The sequence below is a fragment of the Anabaenopsis elenkinii CCIBt3563 genome (genome assembly GCF_015245355.1).
Classification (GTDB): Bacteria; Cyanobacteriota; Cyanobacteriia; order Cyanobacteriales; family Nostocaceae; genus Anabaenopsis; species Anabaenopsis elenkinii.
Genome location: NZ_CP063311.1, coordinates 2,014,047 through 2,030,453 on the forward strand (window position 1 = coordinate 2,014,047; position 16,407 = coordinate 2,030,453).

Consider the following 16,407-nt stretch of genomic DNA (forward strand, 5'->3'; position numbering starts at 1 on the left):
ATTTTCCATGGTTCTTAATCGCAAAGTTGTGTTAGCCATCGCTTCACTACCAATAATGTTGGTAGCAACAGCCTGTAGTCCTTCCGATGGTGGTGGTGGGCAGAGAATAGCCATTACTGGAGCTGGTGCAACATTTCCTGCACCTCTTTTTCAACGGTGGTTTGATGCCTATAATCGCCAAGTCAACCCCAACGTCCAGGTGAGCTATCAGTCGGTAGGAAGTGGGGCGGGTTTGGAGCAATACATCAATAACACCGTAGACTTTGGAGCCAGCGAGGCACCCATTACTGACTCTGCCAGTCGGGTTAAATCCTTCAAAGAAGCTCATAATTACGATCCGATCCAACTTCCGATTACTGGAGGGTTTATATCCTTCTCCTATAATCTGCCAGGAGTTAACAACTTAGAACTCAAACTATCCCGCCAAGCCTACTGCGGTATTGTAACCGGAAAAATTACTCGCTGGAGTGATCCAGTCATTGCTGCAGCTAACCCCGGTTTAAAGATTCCCGACCTACCCATTACCTTTGCCCACCGGTCTGATGGGAGTGGTACTACCTTTGTATTTACCAATCACATTAAAACTGTCTGCCCAGACTGGAAAGCAGGGGCGGGAACTTCAGTAGACTGGCCTGTGGGAATTGGCGGTCAAGGTAACGAGGGAGTCGCCGCTGCTATTCAGCAGAATCAGGGAGCTATTGGTTACTTATCCTACGCCTATGCTGCCCTCAACAACATCAATTCCGCCTTAATTGAAAACAAGGCTGGAACCTTTATAGCTCCATCTCCAGAAGCAGCAGCTAAAGCCCTACTAGATGAGCCGGTTCCCGATGATTTCGCGCTCCTAGTTCCAGACCCTTCCGGTGTTGATTCCTACCCTATAGTCGGTCTCGTTTGGGTGATGATCTATCGACAGTATGAAGACGATGCTAAGTGGCAAGCCTTGCGTCAGGTGTTTGAGTGGTCTTTAGGACCAGAGGGCAAAAAATTAACAGAAGAGCTACTGTTTGTCCCAACTCCTGAGCCTTTAGTGCAGAGAATCAAAGCAGAATTTGACAAGGTGAACGCCAAGTAATAATCCGAGATGATTGGGAGTGTCTTTGACATCTAACACTCCCAAAATTCATCCAGATACCTGAGTTGGGGCATCACCATGTCACAATAACCATTTATGGAGCAAAAACAAAGTCATGATGTCGGCAGATAAATCAACTCAATTAACCCGGAATAGCCTAGAAAAGCAACTCAGTCCAGCTAGGGTTCTCGATGTGGGATTTTGGGGACTAACCCTGATACTAGCTATCAGTGCCGGAGCAGTTTTACTATGGGTAATCATACAGACCGCTATAGCAGCTACACCAGCCATTGAAAAATTTGGTCTGGGTTTTTTGGTCGGCACAACCTGGAACCCTGTCACCAACGTCTATGGGGTACTACCTCAGATATATGGAACTTTAGTCACTGCCTTTATTGCCCTGTTAATTGCTATCCCTTTGGGCATCGGAGTCGCCATCTTTTTAACAGAAGGATTTGCGCCTAAATGGGTCACAACTCCCATTGCTTTTGCCATTGAACTTATCGTGGCTATTCCCAGCGTGGTCTTGGGAATTTGGGGTATTTTTGTCCTCATTCCTGCTATCAGACCTATTTTTACCTTCCTTAACACCTACTTCGGCTGGATTCCTTTTTTAGGTGGCGATTCTGTTTTTGGCAATAGTCTACTGATTGTGGGCTTGGTACTAGCAATTATGATTGTGCCCATTATCATCTCTATTACCCGTAGCACCTTTGAAGTCCTACCCAGTAATCTCCGCAATGGTTCCTTAGCTTTGGGAGCAACTCGCTGGGAAACAATTCTCAGAGTGCTGATTCCCGCAGGGTTATCTGGCATTATCAGTTCTGTGATGTTGGCTATGGGTCGAGCCATGGGGGAAACCATGGTAGCCGCTATGCTCGTTGGTAACGCCAACCGCATTAACATATCATGGCTGCAACCCGGATCGACAATCACAGGTTTGATTGCCTCCCAGTTTGGAGAAGCAGGGCGCACCCAAGTAGCGGCTCTGATGTACGCTGGCGTAGTGCTAATGCTTTTGTCTCTGGTGGTGAATATTTTAGCTGAGATAATTATTCGTCGCTTCCAAAATATTGAGTAAAAAATCAGGCCTTTTCCCCAGTTTTGAGTACGAGTGGATCCAAGATTAAGTTTACGAAATATCAATTAAATTATGGGTACTCCAGATAATCAGTATTCCTTTGGCTATGATGGCGATAGCGTGGCGTTAGCCACAGACAGTGGTTTTGATATCAGTGAGGAAAGCATGGCACCCCATCGCCGGATCACGGGACGGGTGTTGACCATTTTAACTATGGTGTTTGCTGCAACGGTAATTATCCCTCTGATTTGGGTTCTGGTGAGTGTGTTTCAAAAGGGTGTTAATTCCCTCATACTTCCAGATATTTTTACTAAGCTCCCCCCACCTCCGGGATTATCTGAGGGGGGCTTTGGTCATGCCATTATTGGAACTTTAATGACCCTGGGAATTGCTACATTGATTTCCGTCCCTTTTGGTGTGATCGCTGCTATTTACTTAGCTGAGTTTGGTCGGGGAACTCGCTTGGCTTACTTGGTAAAATTTTCCTGTAATGTACTCACCGGTGTCCCCGCTATTTTGTGTGGCTTATTTGCCTATGCAATTGTGGTGATGCCCTTAGGGTCATTTTCGGCTTTTTCGGGTGGGGTGGCTTTAGCAGTGTTAATGCTACCTATTATTATTCGCTCCACGGAAGAGGCTTTGTTGTTGGTGCCTAATGAGTTGCGTTTGGCAGCAATGGGTATTGGGGCGACAAAATTTGAAACCATTATCCAGATTGTCTTACCAGCAGCTCTGACTTCAATTATTACTGGTGTGGTTTTATCCGTCGCCCGCGCCGCCGGAGAAGCAGCTCCCTTGCTGTTCACGTCTTTTAACAATAATTTCTGGGCTACTAATGTTTGGGAACCTGTGGCCACCCTACCAGTGTTAATTTACTTTTTCTCGATTATTCCCTATAAGGCTTCCCAGAGTTTGGCTTGGGCGGCTGCCTTGATGTTATTGTCAATTGTGCTGTTGTTTAGTATTTTGGCTCGGTACTTCAGTCGGCAAAAAAAATTCTAACATCAGGGAATTCAATTCTTTTGGCTGCGAACTCGGCCAAGTTCTATACACTCTAAATTGAGAATACTATGGAAAAAAAAATTAGTAATAGCGGTTCCATTGATACTAGGCGCATTTTTGAGGTCAAGGATTTATCGGTTTACTATGGTGGTGCGATCGCCCTTCAATATGTGACAATGGATATCCTGGAGAGAAAAATTACTGCCTTGATTGGTCCTTCAGGTTGTGGTAAAAGTACTCTCCTGCGTTGTTTCAATCGGACTAATGCCTTGATTCCTGGTGCTCACGTGAAGGGATACCTCACTTACCGAGGGCAAAATCTCTATGGCGCTGGAGTTGACCCGGTGGTAGTCCGTCGTAGGGTTGGTATGGTGTTTCAGCAGCCTAACCCTTTTCCTAAGTCAATTTATGACAATGTAGCCTATGGCTTGCGGGTGAATGGCATTAAGGGCAATATGGACGAGATTGTGGAAAATTCTCTCCGCCGTGCTGCCATCTGGGATGAGGTAAAGGACGATCTTCATAAGTTGGGAACTTCTCTTTCGGGGGGACAACAGCAGCGGTTGTGTATTGCTCGCGCTATTGCGGTTCAGCCGGATGTGATTTTGATGGATGAGCCTTGCTCGGCTCTTGATCCTATATCGACGATGCGGATTGAGGAGTTAATGCTTGAACTCAAACAGCACTACACCATTGTCATTGTCACCCATAATATGCAGCAGGCTTCTAGGGTGGCTGATTATACGGCTTTCTTTAATGCTGAAGCCCGGGAAGGGGGGAATCGCGTCGGGTATCTGGTAGAGGTAGATACCACCGAGAGAATTTTTTCCAGTCCCCAGGATCAGCGCACTCGCGATTATGTGAGTGGTCGTTTTGGTTAAGGGTTATCTAGGGCAAAAATCCACAATACACTATTATTATGGCTACTAACACTACTACAGTGAATGACACTGAAACAGTTTTACGCACAGAGAATCTGAATGTGTACTATGGCAATTTTTTGGCTCTGCGAAATATTTGGCTGGACATCCCCAAACATCAGGTGACAGCTTTTATTGGTCCGTCTGGCTGCGGTAAAAGTACATTGCTGCGATGCTATAACCGTCTCAATGATGTCATCGATTCCTTTCGAGCGGATGGCAAAGTTTATTTTTACGATCAAAACTTGTATGCACCTAACATTGACCCTGTACAGGTGCGCCGGAGAATTGGGATGGTATTTCAACGACCAAACCCGTTTCCTAAATCAATTTATGAAAATATTACTTTTGGAGCCAAAATCAACGGCTATCAAGGGGATATGGATGAATTAGTCGAGCGGAGTCTCAGACAGGCTGCTTTGTGGGATGAGGTCAAAGATAAACTGCGACAAAGTGGTACGTCTTTATCCGGGGGACAACAGCAACGCTTGTGTATTGCTAGGGCTGTGGCCGTGCAACCGGAAATAATTCTCATGGATGAACCCTGCTCCGCATTAGACCCGGTTTCTACTTTGCGGGTAGAAGAACTAATTCACCAACTCAAGGAAAAATATACCATTGTCATCGTTACCCATAATATGCAACAGGCAGCAAGGGTGTCTGATAATACGGCTTTTTTCAACGTTCAAGTTGTGGAAGGTGGTCGCAGTGGTTATCTAGTGGAATACAATTCCACACAGGCAATTTTCAACGACCCCCAACAAGAAGATACCCGAAATTATGTCAGTGGCAGATTTGGTTAAATATTGCACCACAAGCTATCCTAAAGCTATGTCTGCTGGCTTTGTCCACTTGACCTAGTGCAGGCGGGTTAACTCAGGTCTGCCTTAATAATGATATCTGTAAACCCGCTTTCTGATAAACCGTTATCGAAAAAATGGGTTTAAAACCCCGTTGTTCTACGACGGCTTTTCTTGATTCTTGGAAAAAAACTTGCCTAAAAAACAACAAAAAGCTAAAATGCAATAGTCTGCATGGGGCATCGGCACGACTTTAAATGGACAGGGCGTGACTATAAGACTGCTTCGGCAACGAGTTACTGTGAACTGTCAAAAATCACCGATAGCGTAGCGTGGCGTAAGCCATACTTCAAGATCGGTGAGTATGTCAAATAAAATCTCCTCAAATGTACTTTGAGATGCGGTTGCTTCGGTGCTTCACCCTGGAGGTATGCGCACTACCTTGGTCTACAGGCTTTGAGATTGGGTGGAACTCACCCTGCTATTAGGTGGTTTACAGTCGATTATTACCTAATAAATAGATATTTGTAACAAATGTGACGATTCAAGTCTAGATTTTTGCTGTAAATGAGTAGATTTGAGGAGATTTTTTGATTCTGTTCAAACCCCCTAAAAATCCTGCTCATCCACAAAAAACTCAGCATCGTCATCCAGAGACTGACCCCGACGAGAACCTAACATACCCCAAAGCGGCTGTAGTATTGCCATTGCCAATAAACCGATACTGGCACTGAATGCCAATAATAAACCTATTGGGATTTGAATCGATTGAAATGTTAAGAATTTCAAAGATACGGGTGTGGCATTTTGGACAGAGATAATGGCGATCGCTACTACCCAAATAGCCACTATTAAAGATATCAAAATCGGAATAAAATTTTTCATATTTTATACTCCCCTCTCCTGGATCAGAAGAGGGGTGAGGTTTTAAACAGCTACTGGTTCTAATTTAGCGATGGAACTTTCCATATATTGAGCAACCTTGGTAAGTTTCTCAGAGGAGTTGGTTTCCAGATAAACACGTACCAGAGGTTCTGTACCCGAGGGACGCAACAATACCCAACTACCTTCTTCTAAGTACAACTTAATCCCGTCTTTGCGTCCAACTTCTTTAACTTTAATTCCCCCTACCTCTGAAGGAGGATTTTGAGTAAAGGAGTCAATCACAGCGGTTTTGTGTGCTGGCGTCAGGTGTAAGTCAAGACGGTTATTGTAAAGCGGTCCATCAGCCTCGGCGATAGCCTCTTTAACCAATTGACTCAGGGGTTTACCTTCATAGGCGATCGCCTCAGCAACTAGCATATCAGCTAAAATACCGTCTTTTTCGGGAATATGCCCCACTATACTTAAGCCACCTGATTCTTCACCCCCAATCAGTACGGTAGTTTCCCGCATTTTCTCACCAATGTATTTAAAGCCTACAGCTGTTTCATAAATTGGCAGCCCATATTTACTAGCGAAATTGTCTAGCAGGTGAGTCGTGGCTACAGTCCTGACGATAGCACCAGTTTTACCTTTATTTTTGATTAAATGACGTGCTAGTAATAACAGCACAGTATTGGGGGTGAGAACATTTCCTTGTTCATCAACAACACCAAAGCGATCGCTATCACCATCTGTAGCCAGTCCCAAATCGGCCCCGTCGGCACGTACTGCTTCCACTAACCCAATTAGTTGTTCACCTTTGGGTTCGGGCATTCCCCCGCCAAATAGGACATCACGGCTAGTGTGGAAAGTTTCTAACTCACAGTGGCAGTGTTGCAAAACTTCATCCAAATAGCCACGAGAAGTAGAATAAAGGGCATCGTACTTCACCTTTAAATGGGCATTCTTGATCCGTTCTATATCCAGTAAGGTGTAGATAAACTTGAGATACTCAGGTTTGGGGTCAAAAATGGAAATTTTACCGGTAGGAATACTGCTAGGCAGGGCATCCGATGCACTTTCAATATTAGCCACAATCGTATCAGTAATTTCTGGAGTGGCTGGCCCTGCATAATCAGGGATATATTTAATTCCACAGTAAGGTGCAGGATTATGGCTAGCAGTAAACATCAGAGCACCGGCGGAATTTAATAGCCGGGCGTTGTAGGCGATTACTGGTGTGGGGCAGTCCCGGTCAGTAATTTTCACCGTCCAACCCAAGTCTGCTAAGATTTCCGCGGCTGCTTGGGCGAACTGGTCAGCCAAAAACCTAGTATCGTAGGCAATCAGAACCGGTCTATCTTTTGAGTAGGCTGTTTCGAGGTAACTTGCGATCGCCCTTGTGACTTTTCGCACATTTGGGAAAGTAAAATCATCGGCGATGATTCCTCTCCAACCGTCAGTACCAAATTTTATTTGACTGGAATTGCTACTAGCGCTCATTTTTACCACTTTCTCCCTGATAACTTTAATACTATAGGAAGCTTCTCGCAAAGCGTGCGTAGCCGCAAGTCTCCCCCAAGGTATTTTTTCTCACTGATTATTGAGCAATGTCATTTTATAATCGACCTTTTGCCAGTTATCACCTTTGGTCTTTAGTTACCCCAGCAACAGGACAAAAACATTGGCACTACCTGATGAGAAGGGGGGTCATTAAAGCACGTCAACATGAACCACAAGTTAAAGCGCTGTTAGGTAAGGCCACTGCACCGCAGCAGATTGGTATCCTCGCCCAAAAAGGCGTTTATGAATTTCATCATAATCGACATTTGTGAACAAAATCCGACCGTGTCGAAAAACTGAACTATTAAATTTAAGCAACTCTACTCAAGCAGTACAAGAACGCGTCCGACAAATTCTGCAAAAATATCATGATGCCCCATTACTTTTGAATACAAAAACTTGATATCACCAATCACCAAACTTCGGCTGCGCACTTCGGCTACCGCTCAGTGCAAGCTCAGTTCCAGTGACTAATCGCTAAATGGCGGTAATTCTTTAAGAATTGTAAAGCGAATATGATTAATCGCTAGGTCACCTATAGGAATGTCTTCTTTTGTCAGCCGTACGCCTTGACTAGTCAAGGTTTCAAATGGTATCCCCTTGCCAATTTCAATGTGATACCAGGATAAGCCCATAAAAAAGCGTGTCGGGTAGGGGCCATTGTTCCCTAAATCATCAGGATTAGATTCCATTGGTAACCACCCACAACCGGGGATGTAGAATTCTAACCACACATGGTTAAAGTCTGGTTGTAAAGGAACTCCTTGGTGTTCGCCATGGGGCGGACATTTATATCTACCGACTGTGCGACAGGGGATACCATTCAAACGGCACAAAGCCAGTAAAACACCTACATATTCGCCACAAGAACCGACACCCCGTTCTAAAACTAAATCAGGAGTGTCAATATAAGGTTTAATGCCGTAGGACAACTGATCATATACATAGTTACGGATATTGTAGATTTTCCGCAGAAGATTAGTTTCCGAACCAATGGCTTCACGGGCGGCACGTTGGACAATGGCTGTATCCATTGCTAAATCATCATCATCCACTAAGTAGCTTTTTTCCCATTCTGGTAATACTTCGTCGGGAATATCTTCCACATCCCTAGGGGTGATGCGATATTTAATACCTCGTACTTCTAATAATGCTTTCCAGCCGAATATATGCCTTTCTCCTGGTGTCAGGGCATCAAATTTAAATACTGCTACACGTTGCCCATCTATTATTTCTTCTGTAAAAGGGACACCAATAGGTTCAACGTGTTGTAACTTTTGGCGTTCAGTGTTTGAAGGTAGGGCAATCCGCCATTCTACATCGGGCAAATATACCTCTTCTAAGGGAGCAATTTCCTCGGCGTAGGACATTTCAATCAGATAGCCATTGGAAAGAGCGTAGTGTTTATCTGGCTGGTGATGGTAATGTAGCGGGTGAATAAAAGTCCGATCGCGGTATGTGAGTTCATGACAAGGATCAGCATTGGGGTTATCCCGGATATAAGGCTCTTCTGAGGCATAGGCCACGAAAAGAGTTTCTTTACCGGTCTGTTCGTTAGTATGTACGGCAATCCCCGTGGGACATTCAAATGGTGTTAACACGCTGAATTGAACTTCTCCAGTAGCCCTGTCCATACCATAAACGGTTTGCTCAGTCCGATCGCAAACCCAAAGGGTATCACGGTTGACTGCCAAATTTTCCACCCCTACCCCAGGGGCATAAAATCGAGTGATTTCTTTGCGCGTATTGCCGTCGAAAATCAGAATAGAACCGAGTTTTTGGCAACTAACGTAAACTGTTGATTCCCAAACAGCAACGCCATCAGCAGCATAGGGTAGGGTGACAAAATGCTCTAGACCCAAAGAAGAGAGTTTAGACAGATAAACACTATTTTCCCGCGTTACCCATAGTGAGTCCGACCATACTGCTAGACCTTTAACATCGCGAAATTCCCTAACTTGATGAGGATTACGGATTCTGCTGTTATCAGAAGTAGGATCAATCTCCAGTAAATGCCCCTTAATAGTATCAATGGCGAGCAGTGTATCTTGGATGAAAGCAATACCACAAAGAGTCGCGGCTGTTAACGGTCGAATTGTTCTGTGACCAAACATTTGGTTGGTAATCAAACTAGGAAGTGCAAAACTCATATTAAGCCAAAATTCAATTAACCGTTTAGCACACCCAGAATTAATTTTGGCATATTCTTGAGCACCAAATGGTGGCTTTTAGAAATAATTTTCGGAAATTAAATGTATGTAATACTACATTTTCTCTGTAAAAATCCATAGTTTGATGATTCCATAAAAATTAGTAAATGGCACCGAATTACATCTACCTTCAAGTCATACATCTGGGGAAAATTCTCAATATCACTCTAGTTGATACTAGAAACATCATCTTTAAATTATGATTGAAACTTGTAACCATTTCAGTGTGAGATACACAATGTCTGGTAATTCTGACTCTCAAGGTCTTGCTGTTTGGCATAATTTGGAAGTTGATCAAGCGCTCAACCTACTTAATAGTAACGCATACAGTGGCTTAAAAGTCGAGGAAGTGCCACAAATTCAGCAAAAATACGGTGACAACGAACTAAAAGAAAATAATGGTCGCAGTTCTTGGGAAATTTTATTAGATCAGTTCAAAAACATCATGTTATTGATGCTGATTGCCGTAGCTGTCATTTCCGCATTTTTAGACTTCATGGCTTGGCGAGTCGGAGACCTTACCCCAGGGGAAGTGCCATTCAAAGATCCCATCGCGATTATGGCAATTGTAATTCTCAATGGCATACTTGGCTACCTTCAAGAAACTCGCGCCGAAAAAGCTTTAGCAGCCTTGAAAAAACTTACTTCTCCCAGAGTCCGAGTGATCCGGAGTGGTAAACACATCGAGATAGCCGCAAAGGAACTAGTACCTGGAGATATCATGCTCCTGGAAGCAGGAATGCACATAGCCGCTGATGGACGCTTAATTGAACAGTTTAATTTACAAGTGCGTGAATCAGCCCTAACTGGTGAAGCTGAATCGGTGACTAAACAAGCTGATTTAATATTACCAGCAGACACATCATTAGGCGACCGCCTTAACCTAGTATTCCAAGGTACCCAAGTCGTCCAGGGGCGCGCCAAAGTCCTAGTAACTAACACAGGTATGGCAACAGAACTTGGTAAAATTGCCGCCATGTTGCAGTCCGTGGACAACGAGCCTACACCTTTACAGCAACGCATGACCCAGCTAGGTAACGTCCTAGTCACAGGTTCCCTTATTCTCGTAGGCTTTGTAGTCCTAGGTGGTATCATTCAAGCCAGAGGTTTGGAAAACATTCGAGAACTCTTAGAAATTTCCTTAAGTATGGCAGTGGCTGTGGTTCCCGAAGGTTTACCCGCCGTCATCACCGTTACCCTAGCCCTAGGAACCCAGCGCATGGTACGCCATCATGCCTTGATTCGTAAGCTACCAGCCGTAGAAACCTTGGGTTCTGTAACTACTATATGTTCTGATAAAACTGGCACGTTGACCCAAAATAAAATGGTAGTCCAGTCAGTTTATACCAATAAAAATGTTTTTCGGGTAACAGGAGAAGGCTATACACCCATAGGGGATTTTCAGTTAAACTTCGGCTGCGCTCAGTTCAAGGATAATCAAACCATTTTTGTGGAAGATTATCCCGAAATTTCGCCTCTCATGGTGGCTTGTGCTGTTTGTAATGATGCGGTGCTGCAAAAAGAAAAAGGTGAATGGGCAATTTTAGGAGACCCCACCGAAGGCGCATTAGTAACTGTGGCAGCCAAAGCTGGTATTGAGAAAGACCAATGGTACAGCAAATTACCCCGCGTCGGTGAGTTCCCCTTTGATTCAGAACGCAAGCGTATGAGTGTAATTTGTCAGGTTGAGGAAGTAGCTACAAGTGAAACATCTTTAACAGCTGTTGACCCGGTAATTGCCAACTTGATGGTGTCTCAACCTTACTTAATGTTTACCAAAGGTTCACCAGAGTTAACTTTGGCACATTGTACTCAGATTATTTTGGGTAATAATTGTGAGCCATTGACAGATAATCAACGGGCTGAAATTTTGGCAGAAAATGACCGGATGGCAAGTCAAGGTTTGCGAGTCCTAGGTTTTGCTTACAAACCCCTCTTAGAAGTGCCAGAGGGGCAAGGAGAAGAACATGAGGTAAATTTGATTTGGTTGGGCTTGGTGGGAATGCTAGACGCCCCACGTCCAGAGGTAAGGGCAGCGGTGCAAGAGTGTCGGAATGCCGGAATTCGTCCGGTGATGATTACAGGTGACCACCAACTCACCGCACAGGCGATCGCCATTGACTTAGGAATAGCTCAAACAGGTGACCCAGTCCTCACAGGTCAACAATTACAGCACATGACCGACCAGGAGTTAGCAGCCCAAGTTGATATAGTAAATATCTACGCCAGAGTCGCCCCAGAACACAAACTGCGAATTGTGCAAGGGTTACAACGTCGGGGCAAATTTGTGGCGATGACGGGGGATGGTGTCAACGATGCCCCAGCACTCAAACAAGCCGATATTGGCATCGCTATGGGCATCACCGGTACTGACGTCAGCAAAGAAGCCAGTGATATGGTACTACTGGATGACAACTTTACTACCATTGTGGCGGCGACGAAAGAAGGAAGAGTAGTTTACACTAATATTCGCCGGTTTATTAAGTATATTCTCGGTAGTAACGTCGGGGAAGTTCTCACAATTGCCTCAGCCCCACTTTTAGGACTAGGCGGCGTTCCCCTGACACCATTACAAATTCTCTGGATGAATTTGGTCACAGACGGTTTACCGGCCTTGGCTTTAGCTGTGGAACCCCCAGAAGCAGATGTGATGAAACGTCCACCTTTTAGTCCCCGGGAAAGTATTTTTGCTAGGGGTTTAGGTTCTTATATCATTCGCACGGGGATTATTTTTGCTGTAATTACCATTATTTTAATGCTGTGGGCATATAATCATTGCCAAACACTTGTTCCAGGACTTGACCCAAAACGATGGCAGACAATGGTATTTACTTCCTTGTGTGTAGCACAGATGGGTCATGCGATCGCCATTCGTTCTCATCAAAAATTAACCATAGAGATGAATCCCTTCTCCAATATGTTCGTCCTCATAGCGGTCGTTGTCACAACCATATTGCAGCTCCTACTCATTTACCTCTCCCCCCTGCGGGCTTTCTTTGGTACTCATTGGCTACCTCCCACAGAGTTGGCTATTTGTTTCGGTTTCAGTGCTTTGATGTTTGTCTGGATTGAACTAGAAAAGCTTTTCCTACGGCTCACAGGTAGAAGCAGTTTTGACGCTTGACTAATGACTATGATTTATGTACCTCAAAAACCTACACCTGAGACAATTTCGTAATTACCAAGACCAGACAGTTGAGTTCACTGCTGCTAAAACAATTTTGGTGGGTAATAATGCTCAGGGAAAATCTAATTTGTTGGAGGCGGTGGAACTACTAGCAACATTGCGATCGCATCGTATGGGGAGGGTTACGGATTTCATTCAAGCGGGAAAGGACATAGCTCAAATTAACGCCACCCTAGAGCGAGAAAATGGTACTACTGATTTGGCCTTAACTCTGCACAGCAATGGTCGCCGCAGCGTTGCGATTAATAGTGAGTCTGTACGCCGACAAATGGATTTTTTGGGTGTACTCAATGCTGTGCAGTTTTCTAGTTTGGATTTAGACTTGGTACGGGGTGGCCCTGATAGTCGTCGCAACTGGCTAGATACACTCTTAATTCAACTTGAACCCCTTTATGCTGACATCTTGCAGCAATATAACCAAGTATTACGCCAACGCAATGCTTTTCTCAAAACAGCTGCTGAGTCAGCAGCGCCTAGTAGAGATGGGATTCATCCCCTCTCTACATTGGCTATATGGGATGCTCAGTTAGTTACCACTGGAACAAAGGTAATTAGAAGACGCCATCGAGCCATTCAAAGACTAGCTCCCATCGCTGCTACTTGGCACGGTAGTATTAGTAATAGTACAGAAATTCTGCAAATTAATTATGTGCCTAGTGTGCCCTTTGACCTGACCCATCCAGAAAATATCAGTCCAGCTTTTTTAGCCAAAATTCAACAACGAGCTACAGCGGAACTCTACCGAGGTACGACCCTTGTCGGTCCTCATCGCGACGAGATAGAATTAGTGATTAATCAAACACCTGCACGTCAATACGGTTCCCAAGGGCAACAACGAACTCTAGTATTAGCTCTCAAATTAGCGGAATTGCAACTGATTTCAGAAGTAGTCCAAGCGCCGCCCCTGCTATTACTGGATGATGTTCTGGCTGAATTAGACCCAGGACGTCAAGAAAAATTACTCAATGCCATAGAAGACCGGTTTCAAACCCTCATTACCACTACTCACCTCAGTTCCTTCGATCCTCAGTGGTTGAACTCCTCGCAAATTCTGTTTGTCCAGTCAGGAAAAATAGAAAACATAGCAGTAGGAGAAAAGATTGGCACTTCCCAACGACCAACGACTAATGACTAATTATAAATTGAGTGGATAAACTCTACTGGCTGAACCAAATTAAACTGCAAGACCGCCCTCATGTAGGTGATAAAGCATTCAACTTGGGCAAAATTATGCGGCGTGGCTATCCCGTGATGCCTGGTTTTGTAGTTTCAGCAGAAGTTTTGCGAGAATTTCTGGCAACTCTCAATAGTAAATCCGCTTTAGTAGCAGATTTAGCCCATTCTTCTTTGCACTTAGATGTAGCTAATTGGCGACAACTTCAGGTATTATCCGGTCGCTTGCGTCAGGAAATTATGACTGGGACAGTACCCCCACAGTGGGTAAATGAAATTTTCCGGCAGTCGAGAGAATGGCAGACTGCTTATTTGATTTTCCGCCCCAGCCTGGCTATATCGGATATGGTACACCCGGTAAATACCTCTGGGGTGTTGGACGCGATTTTTTGTCCCTGGGATGAGAACAAGATAGCTACAGCGCTCAAACTTACCTGGAGCCAATTATTTCGGGCTAGGAGTCTGCTGTATTGGCAACGAGTGGGAGTAAATCTGCAAACAATCAATTTAGCAGTGTTGGTGCAACCCCTGGAAAATGCGGTGGCTAGTGGTCTTATTTATGCCCGTTCTATGGATAACCCACGCAAGGTATCAGGGTGGAGAATAGAAGCTACCCAAGGATTAGGTATTGCAATTTCTCAAGGTGATGTACTACCAGATGTCTACCACATCCAACCTGAGACAGGGACAGTACTACAACGACATCTAGGCAAAAAAATGCTGGCTTACGGGTTCTCCCGTCAGTATGAGCCAAACAGTTTAGATGATACTGCGACTGTGGATTCATCCCGCTTACTTTTCACAGCAGATAATACTGATATAGTGACTTATATACTTAGTGAACAGCAACAAAAGCAATTCGCGTTATCAGAAGAATATTTGCAAGAGGTTATCACTCTGGGTAATCAACTTGTGAATGAAATAGGTAGGGACTTTACCATTAAATGGACTATATCTGAAACCAGCCCAAAACCCCATCTCTACTTAACTCAAGTTAGTTACCCAAAATCTAATAAAATTCCCCAGGTAGGCAGCCCACATTCTCCCATGGCTACGCCACGCAAGCTATCGGCGGAGGTATGTTACGCCACCCCAGCGATTATTAAAGGTGTCGCGGCATCAGGGGGACGTGTGACAGGCACAGCTACTGTAATTACCGATACTAACAATAAACCAAGACAAATACATAAAGCAGTAATTTTAGTATTACCAAGCATTACCCTAGATTGGTTGCCTTTATTACAAGAAGTTGCCGCTATTATCACAGAAGAAGGGGGATTAACTAGTCATGGGGCAATTCTAGCGCGAGAATTGGGTATCCCCGCAGTAGTTCACGCCGTGAATGCCACAGTCTTAATTGAAAACGGCGATCAGCTGCTTGTGGATGGCGACAGGGCTGAGATTTATCGCCTCAGAGAAGAAAAAAACGGTTCGACTTCGCTCACCGACCATAGCAAAGAGAGTCAACAACTAAATTCCCCCACCATCTCCCCTATGGCCAAGGGCAAATCCCTATCGCCCCATCATCTTGTGACTCCTGACTTACCAATGATTTCTACCCAGTTGCTAGTTAACCTGAGTCAGCCGAGATTAATTGATCTAGTCCAAAGTTTACCCGTGGATGGGGTCGGATTGTTACGTTCAGAATTAATGTTACTCAATATACTAGAAGGTCAACATCCTCAGGATTGGCTCTTTTGTGGTCGTGAAGCAGAATTACTAGAAAAATGGACTGAGCAAATTATCCGGTTTGCTCGTGCTTTTGCACCGCGACCAGTTTTTTATCGTTCTTTGGACTGGCCATATACTATGGGTAAGCCACATCATCTGTGGTCCCCCAGGGATGGGGCTCCCCTCAGTGCCACAGGGAATCGCGGTACATTTAGTTATTTATGCCATCCCGCAGTGTTTGAGTTGGAACTCACAGCAGTGGCAGCTGTACAAAAAGCCGGATATACTAATATTAATCTACTGTTGCCTTTTGTTCGTAGTGTGGCAGAGTTTTCTTTTTGCCGGGATAAGGTTGAGCAAGCTGGTTTAACCCAAGTACCGCAGTTTCAACTGTGGATGATGGCAGAAGTCCCCAGTGTACTATTTTTACTGCCAGAATACGTTAAAGCAGGTGTAGGTGGCATTTCTATTGGTACAAATGACCTCACTCAATTACTCTTAGGAGTAGATCGAGAACAAGGAGATATGAATAGAGTATTCAATGAACTTCATCCGGCGGTAATGAGTGCGATCGCTCAATTGATCCAAATGGCACAAACTGCGGGGATACCCTGTTCCATCTGCGGTCAAGCGCCCGCGATTTATCCAGAAATGATCAACCAGTTAATACAATGGGGTATTACTTCTATTTCTGTAGAACCAGAAGCAGTAGACAGGACATATAGAGCGATCGCTCGTGCTGAACAAAGCCTCATTTTAGCAGCAGCCAGAAATCAAACACACGGCAGGCCTAACCGCTACCAGACATAGCTCAATATGGTGTTGTATATAATTTACTTCATCCTATACAACACCAGTACA

General features: G+C 44.6%; 11 protein-coding genes and 1 pseudogene. 9 read left to right on the forward strand and 3 right to left on the reverse strand.

The annotated features are described in order from the left end of the window. Positions 1-7 precede the first annotated feature (7 nt). From pstS to pstB (IM676_RS08930), 5 genes are all read left to right on the forward strand, one after another. Positions 8-1,075, forward strand: a complete 1,068-nt coding sequence (gene pstS / locus IM676_RS08910; RefSeq protein WP_200989853.1) for a phosphate ABC transporter substrate-binding protein PstS — start codon at positions 8-10, stop codon at positions 1,073-1,075. Between the two features lie 115 nt (positions 1,076-1,190). Next, the gene (gene pstC / locus IM676_RS08915; protein WP_225880478.1) at positions 1,191-2,156 is read left to right on the forward strand and encodes a phosphate ABC transporter permease subunit PstC; all 966 of its coding nucleotides are present in this window, start codon (positions 1,191-1,193) and stop codon (positions 2,154-2,156) included. A 72-nt stretch (positions 2,157-2,228) separates the two neighbouring features. Beyond that, positions 2,229-3,158: a phosphate ABC transporter permease PstA gene (pstA, locus tag IM676_RS08920; protein WP_225880479.1), complete on the forward strand. Its 930-nt coding sequence runs from the start codon at positions 2,229-2,231 to the stop codon at positions 3,156-3,158. 68 nt (positions 3,159-3,226) lie between these two features. Next, on the forward strand, positions 3,227-4,039 hold the full coding sequence (gene pstB / locus IM676_RS08925; protein WP_200989854.1) for a phosphate ABC transporter ATP-binding protein PstB: 813 nt from the start codon (positions 3,227-3,229) through the stop codon (positions 4,037-4,039). A gap of 38 nt (positions 4,040-4,077) precedes the next feature. Further along, the gene (pstB, locus tag IM676_RS08930; RefSeq protein ID WP_200989855.1) at positions 4,078-4,881 is read left to right on the forward strand and encodes a phosphate ABC transporter ATP-binding protein PstB; all 804 of its coding nucleotides are present in this window, start codon (positions 4,078-4,080) and stop codon (positions 4,879-4,881) included. A 606-nt stretch (positions 4,882-5,487) separates the two neighbouring features. Here the strand turns inward: pstB (IM676_RS08930) and IM676_RS08935 are convergent. After that, a complete protein-coding gene (locus IM676_RS08935; RefSeq protein ID WP_200989856.1) occupies positions 5,488-5,763 on the reverse strand; it encodes a LapA family protein in 276 nt (91 codons plus the stop codon). Positions 5,764-5,805: 42 nt separating this feature from the next. Continuing rightward, a complete protein-coding gene (locus tag IM676_RS08940; protein ID WP_200989857.1) occupies positions 5,806-7,245 on the reverse strand; it encodes a phosphoglucomutase/phosphomannomutase family protein in 1,440 nt (479 codons plus the stop codon). A 107-nt stretch (positions 7,246-7,352) separates the two neighbouring features. Between IM676_RS08940 and IM676_RS08945 the strand changes: the two are divergent. Further along, a pseudogene (locus IM676_RS08945) lies at positions 7,353-7,690 on the forward strand (PD-(D/E)XK nuclease family protein); the annotation flags it as partial. An 85-nt stretch (positions 7,691-7,775) separates the two neighbouring features. Here the strand turns inward: IM676_RS08945 and IM676_RS08950 are convergent. Then, a complete protein-coding gene (locus tag IM676_RS08950) occupies positions 7,776-9,455 on the reverse strand; it encodes a transglutaminase domain-containing protein (RefSeq protein WP_200989858.1) in 1,680 nt (559 codons plus the stop codon). 298 nt (positions 9,456-9,753) lie between these two features. Here IM676_RS08950 and IM676_RS08955 point away from each other — a divergent pair, with 298 nt between their 5' ends. Genes IM676_RS08955 through IM676_RS08965 form a run of 3 tightly spaced genes read left to right on the forward strand, consistent with a single transcriptional unit; the run spans position 9,754 to position 16,356 of the window. Further along, positions 9,754-12,639 carry a cation-translocating P-type ATPase gene (locus tag IM676_RS08955; protein ID WP_200989859.1) on the forward strand — a complete coding sequence of 962 codons (2,886 nt, stop codon included), beginning with the start codon at positions 9,754-9,756 and terminating at the stop codon, positions 12,637-12,639. 16 nt (positions 12,640-12,655) lie between these two features. After that, the gene (gene recF / locus IM676_RS08960; protein ID WP_200989860.1) at positions 12,656-13,837 is read left to right on the forward strand and encodes a DNA replication/repair protein RecF; all 1,182 of its coding nucleotides are present in this window, start codon (positions 12,656-12,658) and stop codon (positions 13,835-13,837) included. A gap of 11 nt (positions 13,838-13,848) precedes the next feature. Beyond that, entirely contained in the window at positions 13,849-16,356 is a 2,508-nt protein-coding gene (locus IM676_RS08965) for a putative PEP-binding protein (protein WP_200989861.1), read from the forward strand. Positions 16,357-16,407 lie beyond the last annotated feature (51 nt).

What these genes read in the sequence shown, in the direction of transcription:
- pstS (WP_200989853.1), top strand. Translation starts at nt 8, where the DNA reads ATGGTTCTTAATCGCAAAGTTGTGTTAGCCATCGCTTCACTACCAATA.
- pstC (WP_225880478.1), top strand. Translation starts at nt 1,191, where the DNA reads ATGATGTCGGCAGATAAATCAACTCAATTAACCCGGAATAGCCTAGAA.
- pstA (WP_225880479.1), top strand. Translation starts at nt 2,229, where the DNA reads ATGGGTACTCCAGATAATCAGTATTCCTTTGGCTATGATGGCGATAGC.
- pstB (WP_200989854.1), top strand. Translation starts at nt 3,227, where the DNA reads ATGGAAAAAAAAATTAGTAATAGCGGTTCCATTGATACTAGGCGCATT.
- pstB (WP_200989855.1), top strand. Translation starts at nt 4,078, where the DNA reads ATGGCTACTAACACTACTACAGTGAATGACACTGAAACAGTTTTACGC.
- IM676_RS08935 (WP_200989856.1), bottom strand. Translation starts at nt 5,763, where the DNA reads ATGAAAAATTTTATTCCGATTTTGATATCTTTAATAGTGGCTATTTGG.
- IM676_RS08940 (WP_200989857.1), bottom strand. Translation starts at nt 7,245, where the DNA reads ATGAGCGCTAGTAGCAATTCCAGTCAAATAAAATTTGGTACTGACGGT.
- IM676_RS08950 (WP_200989858.1), bottom strand. Translation starts at nt 9,455, where the DNA reads ATGAGTTTTGCACTTCCTAGTTTGATTACCAACCAAATGTTTGGTCAC.
- IM676_RS08955 (WP_200989859.1), top strand. Translation starts at nt 9,754, where the DNA reads ATGTCTGGTAATTCTGACTCTCAAGGTCTTGCTGTTTGGCATAATTTG.
- recF (WP_200989860.1), top strand. Translation starts at nt 12,656, where the DNA reads ATGTACCTCAAAAACCTACACCTGAGACAATTTCGTAATTACCAAGAC.